General features: G+C 66.6%; 14 protein-coding genes. 7 read left to right on the top strand and 7 right to left on the bottom strand.

Features of this window, described 5'->3' with window-relative positions; genetic code table 11:
- Positions 1 to 20: 20 nt before the first annotated feature.
- The 3 genes from nagA to HPC46_RS02165 are packed head-to-tail and all read right to left on the bottom strand — an operon-like array spanning position 21 to position 2,415.
- Entirely contained in the window at positions 21 to 1,151 is a 1,131-nt protein-coding gene (gene nagA / locus HPC46_RS02175) for an N-acetylglucosamine-6-phosphate deacetylase (protein WP_179466576.1), read from the bottom strand.
- On the bottom strand, positions 1,152 to 1,937 hold the full coding sequence (gene nagB / locus HPC46_RS02170) for a glucosamine-6-phosphate deaminase (RefSeq protein WP_179466575.1): 786 nt from the start codon (positions 1,935 to 1,937) through the stop codon (positions 1,152 to 1,154).
- Between the two features lie 7 nt (positions 1,938 to 1,944).
- Positions 1,945 to 2,415: a PTS sugar transporter subunit IIA gene (locus HPC46_RS02165; RefSeq protein WP_179466574.1), complete on the bottom strand. Its 471-nt coding sequence runs from the start codon at positions 2,413 to 2,415 to the stop codon at positions 1,945 to 1,947.
- A 112-nt stretch (positions 2,416 to 2,527) separates the two neighbouring features.
- Between HPC46_RS02165 and HPC46_RS02160 the strand changes: the two genes are divergently transcribed.
- Positions 2,528 to 4,057, top strand: a complete 1,530-nt coding sequence (locus tag HPC46_RS02160; RefSeq protein WP_179466573.1) for a PTS transporter subunit EIIC — start codon at positions 2,528 to 2,530, stop codon at positions 4,055 to 4,057.
- 76 nt (positions 4,058 to 4,133) lie between these two features.
- The gene (locus tag HPC46_RS02155; protein ID WP_179466572.1) at positions 4,134 to 4,418 is read left to right on the top strand and encodes a hypothetical protein; all 285 of its coding nucleotides are present in this window, start codon (positions 4,134 to 4,136) and stop codon (positions 4,416 to 4,418) included.
- A gap of 2 nt (positions 4,419 to 4,420) precedes the next feature.
- Here HPC46_RS02155 and HPC46_RS02150 read toward each other — a convergent pair whose 3' ends face one another.
- Positions 4,421 to 5,020: a TetR/AcrR family transcriptional regulator gene (locus HPC46_RS02150; RefSeq protein ID WP_179466571.1), complete on the bottom strand. Its 600-nt coding sequence runs from the start codon at positions 5,018 to 5,020 to the stop codon at positions 4,421 to 4,423.
- 25 nt (positions 5,021 to 5,045) lie between these two features.
- Here HPC46_RS02150 and HPC46_RS02145 point away from each other — a divergent pair, with 25 nt between their 5' ends.
- Positions 5,046 to 5,810 (top strand): SDR family NAD(P)-dependent oxidoreductase, encoded by a 765-nt coding sequence (locus HPC46_RS02145; protein WP_179466570.1) that lies wholly within the window; start codon positions 5,046 to 5,048, stop codon positions 5,808 to 5,810.
- Positions 5,811 to 5,816: 6 nt separating this feature from the next.
- Here HPC46_RS02145 and HPC46_RS02140 read toward each other — a convergent pair whose 3' ends face one another.
- Positions 5,817 to 7,220 (bottom strand): WS/DGAT/MGAT family O-acyltransferase, encoded by a 1,404-nt coding sequence (locus HPC46_RS02140; RefSeq protein WP_179466861.1) that lies wholly within the window; start codon positions 7,218 to 7,220, stop codon positions 5,817 to 5,819.
- A 243-nt stretch (positions 7,221 to 7,463) separates the two neighbouring features.
- On the opposite strand from HPC46_RS02140, the gene HPC46_RS02135 reads away from it, so the two are divergent.
- Together HPC46_RS02135 and HPC46_RS02130 are read left to right on the top strand one after the other, a co-directional pair.
- Positions 7,464 to 8,711: an acyltransferase family protein gene (locus HPC46_RS02135; RefSeq protein ID WP_179466569.1), complete on the top strand. Its 1,248-nt coding sequence runs from the start codon at positions 7,464 to 7,466 to the stop codon at positions 8,709 to 8,711.
- A 124-nt stretch (positions 8,712 to 8,835) separates the two neighbouring features.
- Positions 8,836 to 9,504 (top strand): Rv0518 family GDSL lipase, encoded by a 669-nt coding sequence (locus HPC46_RS02130; RefSeq protein ID WP_407665462.1) that lies wholly within the window; start codon positions 8,836 to 8,838, stop codon positions 9,502 to 9,504.
- Between the two features lie 3 nt (positions 9,505 to 9,507).
- Here the strand turns inward: HPC46_RS02130 and HPC46_RS36040 are convergent, their stop codons facing one another.
- Both HPC46_RS36040 and HPC46_RS34790 read right to left on the bottom strand, forming a co-directional pair.
- The gene (locus tag HPC46_RS36040) at positions 9,508 to 9,660 is read right to left on the bottom strand and encodes a CDGP domain-containing protein (RefSeq protein ID WP_456320160.1); all 153 of its coding nucleotides are present in this window, start codon (positions 9,658 to 9,660) and stop codon (positions 9,508 to 9,510) included.
- On the bottom strand, positions 9,602 to 9,769 hold the full coding sequence (locus HPC46_RS34790) for a hypothetical protein (protein WP_233716163.1): 168 nt from the start codon (positions 9,767 to 9,769) through the stop codon (positions 9,602 to 9,604). Before HPC46_RS34790 ends, HPC46_RS36040 begins: the two co-directional genes overlap by 59 nt.
- A 120-nt stretch (positions 9,770 to 9,889) precedes the next feature.
- Here HPC46_RS34790 and HPC46_RS02120 point away from each other — a divergent pair, with 120 nt between their 5' ends.
- Positions 9,890 to 11,503, top strand: coding sequence for a S53 family peptidase (locus HPC46_RS02120; protein WP_179466567.1), 1,614 nt, complete (start codon positions 9,890 to 9,892; stop codon positions 11,501 to 11,503).
- On the top strand, positions 11,500 to 12,246 hold the full coding sequence (locus HPC46_RS02115) for a hypothetical protein (RefSeq protein ID WP_179466566.1): 747 nt from the start codon (positions 11,500 to 11,502) through the stop codon (positions 12,244 to 12,246). Before HPC46_RS02120 ends, HPC46_RS02115 begins: the two co-directional genes overlap by 4 nt.
- The last annotated feature ends 3 nt before the right edge of the window (positions 12,247 to 12,249 follow it).

The raw sequence follows: 12,249 nt of genomic DNA, 5'->3' as shown, positions 1-12,249 counted from the left end.
TCGAACACACGTTCCCCGACTCAGCGGGGGACCCACGCACCGTTGTGCAGGACGTCGGTCACCATCAGGTCGGCATCGAGCGCGACGAGGTCGGCGCATCCGCCTGCGGTCAGCTCGGGGGATGGAAGGCCAAGGGCGCGAGCCGGATTCATCGACGACTGGAGCACCGCGACCGCCAGCCCCTCATCCGGGGGCAGCCCGCTGTGGGCCACGGCGAACCGGAGCACACGGTCCATCGTCGCGGTGCTGCCCGCGATCGTCGCGGTGCCGGCCAGGTTCGCGACCCCGCCGGCGACCTCGACGTCCATTCGGCCGATCTGATAGCGCCCGTCACTCGCGCCGGTCGCTGCCATCGCATCGGTGATCAATGACAGCCGATCGGGCCCGACGGCCCGGCTCACGTGCCGGTACAGAGCGCCGTCCACGTGCACCCCGTCGGCAATCATCTCCACCGTCACCCGGGGGTCTTCCATCAGTGCGATCACCGGCCCGGGCTCGCGGTGGTGGATCGGGCGCATCGCATTGAACAGATGAGTCCCCACCGTCGCCCCGGCGGCGATGGCCGCTCGGGTCTGTTCGTACGTGGCCTCCGTGTGGCCGACCGCGGCCACCACGCCGGCCGAGACGATCCGCTCGATCGCGGCAATGCCACCGCGCCGCTCCGGTGCCAGGGTGACCATCCGGATCGTCCCGTCACCGGCAGTCAGCACCTCGCCGAGCTCACCGGGATCCGGATCACGCAGCAGGACGGGGTCGTGTGCCCCACAGCGCCGGACGGACAGCCAAGGCCCTTCCAGATGGACACCGGCGATCAGCCCGTCGCGCACATGGCCGGCCAATACTTCCACCTGGTGGATCAGGTCGGCAGCCCCGGCCGACACCAGTGAGGCGACCAGCGTGGTGGTCCCGTGCCTGCGATGCAGATCGACTGCCGCCACGGTGTCGGCTCGGGTCGCAGCCGAGAAATCCGAACCGCCACCACCATGCACGTGGGTGTCGACGAACCCGGGCACAACCGTGTCCAGCGCTCGGTCCGCGGCCCGAGGCGGTGCTCCGGTCCCGAGCGCCAGCACCTTCGTGCCGGACACCTCGATCCAGCCCGGCCGCAACAACTCTCGGCCGGTCAGCAACCTCTGGGCGGTGAGCAGCACTCAGATGCCCTGCCACTGCGGTTTGGATGAGTAGGTCTCGCGGTAGTAGTCGGCCAGCTGCAGGCGGCGGGCCGCGCCACCGTCGAGGAGGACCGTGACATGACGGTGGTGCTGCAGGATGGTGGCCGGCCACATGGCGCTGACCGGTCCCTCCACAAGCTGGTGCACCGCTTCGGCTTTGGTGCGGCCGGTGGCCACCAGGATCACGTGCCGGGCCGCCATGATGGTGCCCAGCCCCTGGGTCAGGCAGTGCGTCGGCACGCGGTCGACGTCATCGTCGAAGAAGCGGGCGTTGTCGATACGGGTCTGGCGCGTCAGCGTTTTGATCCGGGTGCGCGACGCCAGCGACGATCCTGGCTCGTTGAAGCCGATGTGGCCGTCTGTGCCGATCCCCAGGATCTGCAAGTCGACCCCGCCCGCCGCGTCGATCGCCTGCTCGTAGCTCGCACAGGCTGCCGGAATGTCGGTGGCGAGGCCGTCCGGACCGGCCACCGCGCCCGGGGCGAAGTCGACGCGCGAGACGAACACCGTGTCAATCACGTTGCGGTACCGCTCAGGATGGTCGGCGGGCAACCCGACGTATTCGTCGAGGGTGAAGCCGCGGCTCTCACGAAACGAGAGTCGGCCCGCCTCGTACCGCGCGGCAAGTTCGTCATAGATCGACAGCGGCGACGAACCGGTGGCCAGCCCGAGCACCGCCGTCGGCTTGCGGGTCAGGAGCGCCTCGACCGCATCGGCCGCGATGGCGCCGATCTGCCGGGCGTCCTCGAGAATAATGACTTCCATGGGGGACTTATTTGCTCGCGGTGAAAAGTGCTGAGCCCGAAGTAATTCCAGCGCTTGTGGCGACGGCGTCGCCGACCGTCACATTCCCCGGCTCTCGCTCGTCCATGACCACCACCGGAACGATGGGGTTCAGTCCCGCGGCCACGACCGACGGCACGTCATAGGTGATCACCGGCTGGCCGGCCGTCACGGTGTCGCCCTCGGCGACAAGGGCGCTGAAGCCGGCACCTTTCAGTGCCACGGTGTCGAGCCCGAGATGGACCAGAACGCCGACGTTCTCACTCGTCATGACGATGTAGGCGTGCGGCATCAACTTGATGATCCGCCCGCTGACCGGTGCCACGGCGTCGATCACTTCGCGCGGCGGGTCGACCGCGGCGCCATAGCCCACCATGCCCTGAGAGAAAACCGGATCGGGCACATCGGCGAGGGCGACGGCGCGGCCGGATACCGGCGCGTGAACTGCTGTAGTGCTCATAGTCTCCAGAGAATAGAGAGTTGGCCCGCCCAGCCGTGGTGGAAACAACGTCCCAGGTGCGCCCGCTTGTCTAAGCTTCGGCTGTGCTGCGACAACGGGAGGCTGGCCGGTCATGAGCGACAACACCAAAAACTCAGGCACACAGCAAAAGTCGGGACTGCGGATACCGGGCTTCGCGCAGCTGCAACGGCTCGGCAAGAGTTTGATGCTGCCGATCGCCGTCCTCCCGGCGGCGGGCATCCTGTTGCGACTGGGTCAAGACGACCTGTTGGGCCGGATCAAGGCGCCGGTGATCGGACCGTTCTTCCAGGCGATGAGTGCCGCGGGCGGGGCGCTGTTCACCAACCTGGCTCTGTTGTTCGCCGTCGGCGTCGCGATCGGATTCGCCCGCAAGGCCGATGGCTCGACCGCGCTGTCGGCCGTCGTCGGATACCTGGTGATGCAGGCGGTGTTCAAGACGATGTCGCCGTTCGTGCTCGCCGGTCAGCTCGACAAGGCGGGTGAACAGGCGCAGATCAATTACAGCGTGTTCGGCGGCATCGTCGTCGGCCTGCTCACCGCGTGGCTGTTCGACCGCTATCACACCATCCAATTGCCGCCGTATTTAGGCTTCTTCGGCGGTCGGCGCTTCGTGCCGATCGTCGTGTCGCTGGCGAGCTTGGTCGTGAGCTTCGCGATGAGTTACTTCTACCCGATCTTCGACGCGGGGCTCACCGGGCTCGGTCACTTCATCGGCGGTGCCGGTGCGCTCGGCGCATTCGTCTATGGTTTTGCCAACCGCATGCTGATACCCCTGGGCCTGCATCACATCCTGAACTCCTACGTGTGGTTCATCTACGGCAGCTACCCGACCGGTGACGGCCACATCGCCACCGGTGAACTGAGCCGGTTCGCCGCGGGCGACCCGAGCGCCGGTCTGCTCACGTCGGGCTTCTACCCGATCCTGATGTTCGGCCTGCCGGGCGCAGCGCTGGCGATGATCCACGTCGCGAACAAGAAACAACGCACGGTCGCGTTCGGCATCCTGTCGGCCGCCGCGCTCACCGCGTTCCTCACCGGCGTGACCGAGCCGCTGGAGTTCGCCTTCATGTTCGTGGCGTTCCCGCTCTACATCGTGCACGCCGTTCTGACCGGACTGTCGCTGGCGATCGCCTATCTGTTGGACATTCATCTCGGGTTCTCGTTCTCGGCGGGCCTGATCGATCTGCTGCTGTACGGCACCGCGCCGGCAGCCAAGAACATCCCGTTGCTGATCGTGATGGGCGTGGTCTTCTTCGCGGTGTACTACCTGCTGTTCCGCTTTGCGATCACGAAGTGGAACATGCGTACCCCCGGGCGCGAGCCGGAGGCGGAGTTCGAGGCAGAGGAACAGGCCAATCTCGGTGAGGGTGCCGAATCGGTCACGGCCGTCGACAGCAAGGCCGAACAGCTCATCGCGGCCTTCGGCGGCCGGGACAACCTGCGCAGCGTCGACGCCTGCATCACCCGCCTGCGGATGGAAGTCGTCGACACCGGCAAAGTCGACCAGGAGCGGCTGCGCAGCCTTGGCGCCGCGGGCGTGATCGAAGTCGGCAACAGTGTCCAGGCCGTGTTCGGCACCCAGGCCGAGGCGCTGAAGAACGAGATCACCGACGCTTTATGACCGCTAACACTTGTGGCCGGGGTGCCGATAACGTGGTTAAGTAAGTGCGACCGCGGACTTCTCTAGGCGGAATCAGGTGACTGTGAAGCGACTTCTCATCGGTGCGTCTGCCGTGGTGCTGACCTCGGGCTCGCTGGTTTTCGCCGCCCCGGCCTCGGCCGACTGCCCGAGCGGAACGGTCCAGAGCCGATTCCCCGGCGTGTGCGTCGCGGGCCAGTCCGGTGGGCAGATCCCGCAGGCGATCGGTCCGGACAATGTGACGACGAACATCCAGCCGGGCCAGATCCCCACGATGAACGGCATCCCCTGCAATCTGTGGCACTCGACCACCTGCTGGGGGATGGCGCAGAACGCCGGCTAGGCCTAACCGCGTAACGCGTCGATGCCTTCGTCGAGCGCTGCTTCCAAAAACGTCAGATCGCCGGTGGCCAGCATGATCCCGACCCCGCCCTGAATCCCGGCCAACAGTGCCGCTGCTGCCCGCTCGGCATCCACCGAGTCAGGCACCTTGCCCTGCGCCTGCATCGCTCGAATGCCCGTCGCGATGGCTGCGCGCCACCTGGCGATCAACTCGGCGGTGACCGCCTCGGCGCCCGGGGTGGTACGGCCGATCTCGGACATCAGCACCGCGATCGGGCAGTTCTGGCCCTGCCGGCGATAACGGTCGACCACTGAGTCACGCCAGCGCTGCCAGGCCGCCCACGAAGTCAGCGCACCGAGGAAGGGCTGCTGGTCATCGAGCACCATCTGCGATTCGAACACCGCGACGGCCAGCAGGAGCTGCTCCTTACCGGCCGGAAAATAGTGGAAGAGCTGGCTTTTCGACGTGCTGGTGCGACTCATGACATCTTCGAGCGTGGTCAGGGCCACACCACGGGAACGGATCTCGGCGGCGGCACCCTCGATGATCCGCTGCCGGGTAGCCCGTCCCTTCGCCGTCAATTTCTGGACTTGCAGGTCCATTTTTGCAGGCGAAGCATATGGACTCATGAGTCCAAAAGATACCCGGTTCGCCGGGCGCAGAGCGCTGGTCACCGGTTCCACAGGCGGCCTGGGAGTGGCAATAGCCACGGCATTGGCGGCGCAGGGAGCCTTCGTCGTCGTCAGCGGACGGGACACGACCCGCGGCGATGCCGTCGTCGCCGACATCCGTGCCGCAGGAGGCCGCGCCGCCTTCGTAGCCGCCGATCTGGGAGCCGGAGCCGATGCAGCCCGCCAGGTCGCAGACGCCGCGGCCGCAGCGGCGGACGGTTCGATCGACATTCTGGTGAACAACGCAGCCACCCTGCTGTTCCCTACCCCGACGGCGGACATCACCGATCAGACGCTGCGTGATGCGTTCACCGTCAACGTGTTCGCACCGTTCCTACTGACCGGTGTGCTCGGATCGCGGATGGCTGACCTGGGCCACGGTGCGATCGTCAACATCGGCTCGATCGCCGGTTTACGCGGGTCCAGCGGGTCGGCGCTGTACAGCGCGACCAAGGCCACGGTCCATTCGTTGACGAAGTCCTGGGCCGATGAGTACGGCCCATGCGGTGTGCGAGTCAATGCCGTGGCTCCCGGGCCGATCGGCACCGAGCGGCAGGCGGAGTTCGCCGATCACATTGCCCCGGTTCTGAACCGACTGCCGTCCCGGCGGATGAGTACCCCCGATGAGGTGGCTGCCGCGGTGACGTTCCTGGCCAGCGACGACGCCGCCAACATTCACGGCGCCGTGCTCAGCGTCGACGGTGGTTGGGCCGCAACCTGATCGGTGTCAGGACAGCGGAACCAGTCCGGCCGCCTCCTCGAGTTGTTCGAGGGCGGGCAACAGGCCATCGGTGAATTCGTCTATGTCATGCCCGATTTCGGGGGTCGTCGACACCCCAAAGTCGAGCGATCCGCAATAGCTCAGGCAAGTGATGTTCAAGCCGACGTCGAGCATCAACGGTCCCATCGGCACCAGTGTCTCGACCCGTGCGCCCGCCAGGTACAGCGGAAAGTCCGGCCCCGGCACATTGGAGACCACCAGGTTGATCGGCGCTACCCGGTCACCGAGATTGGCCGCCGAGTAGGCCCGCACCGCCAGGCCCAGCAGCCCCGGCGGCGTGGTCTCCGTCAGGCCGACGAGTTGATGATCGGACAGTGTCTTGGCCATCTGTTTGGCGCCCCGTGAACTTTGGTAGATCGCGGTGAGCCGTTCGACGGGGTCGGCGATATCGGTGGCCAGCCGAACCGTCGTCGACGTCATCTGGTTGCCGGCAGTGGAGGCCTCGGAGTGAGTGGATACCGGGACCTGGGCCACCAGTGGCCGGTCGGGAAGCTCGTTACGGGTGTGCAGGTAATCCCGCAGGGCCGCCGAAATGATCGCCAGCACAACGTCGTTGACCTTGACGCCGAAGGCGTTCTTGACGGCGACCACACGATCGAGGGACAAGCTGGTCGACGCCACGCGGCGCTGCATGCTCAGCTGAGTGTTGAACCTGGTGGCCGGCGCGTCGAAGAAGTTCGGCGGCTTGTTCTCCACCGATCGCGCGGCCAGCTGCTGAGTCACCGTCTGTTGCAGCACACGCATCACCCGGTAGGGGGTCATCACCGTGATGTTGAACAGCGCGCCGAGGGCCCGGCGCTCGAGGCGGGGCAGCCGCGCACCGGTATCGGGTACCCGGGCAGGCGGCCGTGGTTCGGCGGTGACATCGAGCAGGATCGAGCTGAGCCCCGCACCGGAGACGCCGTCGACGACGGCGTGATGAATCTTCGTCAGATAGGCGATGCGCCCACCCTCCAAGCCCTCGATGAACCACATCTCCCACAGGGGGCGGTCGCGGTCCAGCGAGTAGGACATCAATCGTCCGACCAGCGCTTCGAGCTCGCGCTTCCCGCCTGGGCTGGGCAGGGCGACATGTCTGATGTGATAGCCGAGGTCTAACCCGGTGTCTTCGACGAGCCAGGGCCGGTCCAGGCCGTGCCGGGCACCGGCAACGCGATGGCGAAGGATCGGCAGCTCGGGCAGCCGGGCAGCGATCAGCTCCCGGACCGCCTCGAAGCCGAAGCCGGGAACACCGGAGGGATCGCAGATCCCGAGGGCGCCGATGTGCATCGGGCACGATTGCGTGTCGGCCCACCAGAACGCGGCATCAAGACCGGAGAGGCGCTGCGCCGCGTGCGGGTAGAGCGACATCATCATGGGAACCTTCTTCGCGGCTTCGTCGAAACCGAGAACTGACCCACTGCGGATAACCAGCGTGGTCTTGTGGCAAACGCGCGCCTGATCACCGAATCCAGCAACCACACAGCATTTCTAATCAGGATCGGCGGTCGCTGCGCTGCTACGCTGCCAACGTCGCCGGTGCCGAGATCCCGGGGGACGTGGGGTCGGGCCCGTCTGACGTGGTGGCGTCGAAACGTAACGGTTGAGTCGGAAATGAGTGTCGTGCGTACCGGAGAAATCAGAGCTCTGACCGGTCTTCGCATCGTCGCCGCCATGTGGGTGGTGCTGTTTCATTTCCGGCCGCTGATCTGGGAAGCCTCCCCGCGCCTCAAAGACGATCTCGCGCCGCTGTTCAACGCCGGGGCCCAGGGTGTCGACCTGTTTTTCATCCTCAGCGGCTTCGTGCTGACGTGGAACTATCTCGACCGGATGGGCTCCCATTGGAACGGTCGGGCCACCCTGCATTTCCTGTGGCTGCGGCTGTCCAGGGTCTGGCCGGTGTACCTGGTCACGATGCACATCGCCGCCGCGTGGATCATCTTCACGCTGCACGTGGGCACCGTTCCGTCTCCGGATGTCGAGAAACTCACCGCCATCAGCTATGTGCGCCAGCTGTTCATGGTGCAGCTGTGGTACGAACCGTTCTTCGACGGCACCAGCTGGGACGGGCCGGCCTGGTCGATCAGCGCGGAATGGCTGGCCTACCTCTTGTTCGGCGGCGTCATCCTGGTGATCTTCCGGATGGCGCGGGTGACCCGCGCGCGCACCCTGCTGCTGCTGGCGTTCGCCGCCGCGCTGCCCCCGACGGTCCTGCTGCTGGCCAGCGGCCACTTCTACACGCCGTGGAGCTGGCTACCGCGCATCGTGGCGCAGTTCCTGGCAGGCGCGCTGGCCTGCGCCGCCGTACGCCGCCTGCAGCTCGGTCCGCGCGCCCAGCGCCTCTCCGGCATCGCAGCGATCCTGCTGACTGCCGCGATCGTCGGCATCCTCTACTACTACGACGCGAACCCGGTTGCCGGGATGGTCGACCCCGGCGGTGTGGTCGATCTGTTGTTCATGCCGCTGGTGGTCACGCTGGCAATCGGCGTGGGCAGCCTGCCCGCGTTGCTGTCCACCCGGCTGCTGGTCTACGGCGGGCAGATCTCGTTCAGTCTCTACATGGTCCATGAGATCGTGCACACCGCGTGGAACTGGGCGGTGCAGGAATACCAACTCGACCTGCCGAAGTCGGTGCAGAAGATCGTCGTGGTGGGCCTTCTCGTCGCAGCGATCGCCTTTGCGATGCTGTTGTATCACGCGGTCGAGGAACCCGCCCGCCGCTGGATGCGCAGAATGATCGATTTCCGCGACGTCAAACACGACAAGCACACCGGGCCGCCGGGGGCGGAGGGTGGCCAGCTGACCTCAATCGACCAAGCCCGCGACCATCGTCCGCCGCCGTCTTCGGCGCGCGCCGGATAGAGTCGGGCCCAGCCACGGTGTGCGACAACACCTTCCGTGCCTGTAGTCTGCCTGGGTCGGGCGCGAATTCAGTGAGGTGTCATTGACCCGCAGGGAACGTCTGCTGCGCGTCACCACGGCGGGTCTGTCGGCCGTCGTGGTGCTGGCCGGGATTCTCGGCTACTCCACGCCGTCCTTCGGCTATGCCTTGACCACCCGCGGCTCGGAGTTCACCCGGATCGCGGTGATCGGCGACTCGTACACGACCGGCACCGATGAGGGTGGGCAGGGCCCGCAATCCTGGACCTCGCGAGCCTGGCTGTTATTAGCCGGCCAGGGCGCCAGGGTCGACGCCGACGTGGCCGCCGAAGGCGGCGCCGGCTACGGGATCCGCGGCAACCACGGCAGTCTGTTCGAAGACCTCACCGTCCGGGCCGTCGACCGCGACGACGCCCTCGTGGTGTTCTTCGGATCCCGCAACGACCAGCCCGTCGACTTGCATCAGTACCCGATGCTCGTGGGGGACACGTTTCAGGCCGCGCGCCGGATGGCGCCCAGGGCCAAGTTCCTGGTGATCGGACCGCCGTGGCCGACAGCCGACCCGCCGCGTGAGGTGTTCGCCCTGCGCGACATCGTGCGCGCGCAGGCCAAGTCGGTGGGCGCAGTGTTCATCGACCCGATCGCCGAGGGATGGTTCGTCGGGCGCCCGGACCTGATCGGTCCCGACGGGGTGCACCCCACCGACGCAGGCCACGCCTACATGGCGGAGAAGATCGCTCCGCTGATCCGTAGCCAGCTGACTATCCCGCTGTAGGCCTCAGGGCGCTATCCACGGCTGGTTGTCGCCGAGATTGTTGGAATCGACCTGGTAGCACTGCTGCGGGGTGTTGAACCCGAACGCACCCCCGGTCTCACAGCGTTGAAAGAAACCATTGGGATCGATAGGCCCGTCGCAGCGCTGACCGCCCACCCCACGGTGTCCACAAGCCCTGGCATCCCGCGCTCGCCGTCGGCGCGCTGACCAGGCCGATACCGATGACGGTGGCCGCGCCGGCCACCAGCGAAGTGAGTTTGTTCATCGTCCACCTCCTGTCCGTTTATCGAGGAGGCGCCCGCGGGCGTTATCGCCACCATTGCGCCCGAACGCGCCATCGCGTCCTCCGCTGTGACTCCCGCGTCGATATGGGATCGTTCTCGTGATGCTGAGACGCTTGTGGCAACGGCGTCGCCGGGGACGCCCGCTGACACCGGCTGTGGCTGCGATGGTGGTGGCCATGGCGGTGTTTGCCGCCGACCGTCCGACACCGCCGCTGCCCTACGACCTGATCGCGGGTCCGTTCGCGCGGTTGCTCGCCCAGGCCGTCGATCTCGGACCCGCCCGCACCGATCGCGTCCAGCTGACCGCCGAACTGCAGACGCCCGCCGAGCCGGTGGCTTTGGACACGTGGGCCAGCGCGAACGGACTGACGGTGCGGTGGCGTGACGGCGACCCCTGGGCGATCGTGGAAGGTGCACCGCGGGCGATGGCCCGCGCATTCGACATCGCGGTACATGACTATCGCCGTACGAGCGGGCGGATCTTCTACGCCTCCCCGCAGCAGCCGATGGTCCCGCAGCAGCTCAGCGGCGAAGTCGCCGGGATGGGGCGAATCCTCGGCTACACGCCGTATCACGAAGGCACGCCGCCCAGCCTGCCGCTCGACGTCCCCGACGGGGGGCTGGCGCCCACCGAGCTGCTCTCCGCCTACAACGCGAACTTGTTGGGCGCTGCCGGATACAACGGCAAGGGACAGACCGTCGTCGTCTTCGCCTTCGACGGGGTCGACCAGCATGACCTGGACAAGTTCTCCGAATGGTTCACGGTGCCGAAGTTCAGTCTGGACGTGATGGGCGGGATGCCGGCCGAGCGGCACGGTGAGGCGACCATGGACGTGCAGTTGATCCACGCGATCGCACCGCTCGCACGAATCGTTCTGGTCAACGCCCGCCCCACCGCCGAAGGGGATGGAGCCTACGTCAAACTCGGCAAGCTGATGGAGGACGTGGACCGCAGCTATCCGGGTGCGGTGTGGAGCTTCTCGATCGGCTTCGGCTGCGACCGCCTGCTCTCCAGGGCGGATCTGGCGCCGGTGCGGTCGGCTCTGGCCCGCGCCCACCGCAACGGCACGACGGCGTTCGTCGCCAGCGGTGACCTCGCCGGCCTGGAATGCAAAGGCGGACACGACTGGTCGGATCCGCCGAGCCCTGACGATTACGGCGTCGACGTGCTGGCCTCGTTGCCGGAGGTGACCGGTGTCGGTGGGACGACGTTGTCCACCGACTCTCAGGGCCAATGGCTGGCCGAACAAGGCTGGTATGACGTCCCGCTGACGCAGGGCAGCGGCGGCGGCGCCTCGGTGTTGTTCGCCCGCCCGTCGTGGCAGGAAACCGAAGTGCATTCCGGCCCGCGCGACAAACGCCTCGTCCCCGATATCGCAGCGGTGGCCGACCCGTTCACCGGTGTGAAGTTCGTCAACAACGGACAGATCCAGGTCGGCGGCGGCACTTCGCAAGCCGCACCGATCTGGGCGGGCCTCGCCGCGGTGATCAACCAGTTCCTCACCGCCCGCCAGCTGCCTGCGCTCGGCGACTTCAATCCGCTGCTCTACGAGATCGCCACCGCGTCCGAAGTGCCCGCCTTCCGCGACATCTACCTCGGCGCCAATGCCGTCACGCCCGTCGTTCCGGGCTACGACATGATCACCGGATTGGGCACTCCCAACGTCGACAACCTGAGCAAAGCCATCCTCGTACTGAAGTCGTTGCACCAATGACAGATTCGGCAGAACTGCGCGAAGACGACGGCTCGTTCGCAGGCTACGCGCTACCGGCCGGAAGTTACCGTGCCAGCGAGCAGCGCGGCCCCGGATACTTTGTGACGATCGGGCTTTTCGTCATCGTGTTGGTGGTCGCGATGATGGCCTTGAGCATTGTGGCGACCCGAATCAGTGCGGCGCCAACGAAATACCACTGCCCGCCGGACTGCGGGCGCCCCCCGACGGGGCTTCCGGTGTCGACCAATCCCCGCTTCTTCGCATCCGACGGATCGTTCTCGGTGTCCTATCCGGCCCCGGGCACCGCCTACGAGGTCACCATGGAACCCAACGGAGTGCGGGCAGACTTGAACATCGGTGACGGCGGGACGTTGCGGTTGTTCAGCCAGCCGGCGCAGGGCCGCGATGCCCGCCGGGTGGCCGACGACCTGCTCGCGCAGATGTTTCCCGATGCGGTGAAGTCCTACGAACTTCCCAACGCGATTCTGGGGTACCAGCCCGGCTACGGCGAGGTCGCCGATGACTGGCCGAAGGGGACGGCGACCGATTCGCAGCATTTGCGGGTCATCATCGTCGTCGCGGTGAAGAACGACCTCGCGCTCGTGGCCGGCGCGGTCGGGCCGTTCCACCAATTCGGTCCCGAGGACGGACCGGGGCCGCCGTCGCCGGCGAATCTCGATATCGCCAAGGACATGGGCAAGTACGTCAACAGTTTCATGTGGCGAGGCGATCCTCCTCGATAGTCG

This window comes from Mycolicibacterium vinylchloridicum, from assembly GCF_013404075.1.
GTDB lineage: Bacteria > Actinomycetota > Actinomycetes > Mycobacteriales > Mycobacteriaceae > Mycobacterium > Mycobacterium vinylchloridicum.
This window is presented reverse-complemented; position numbering and strand designations above follow the sequence as displayed.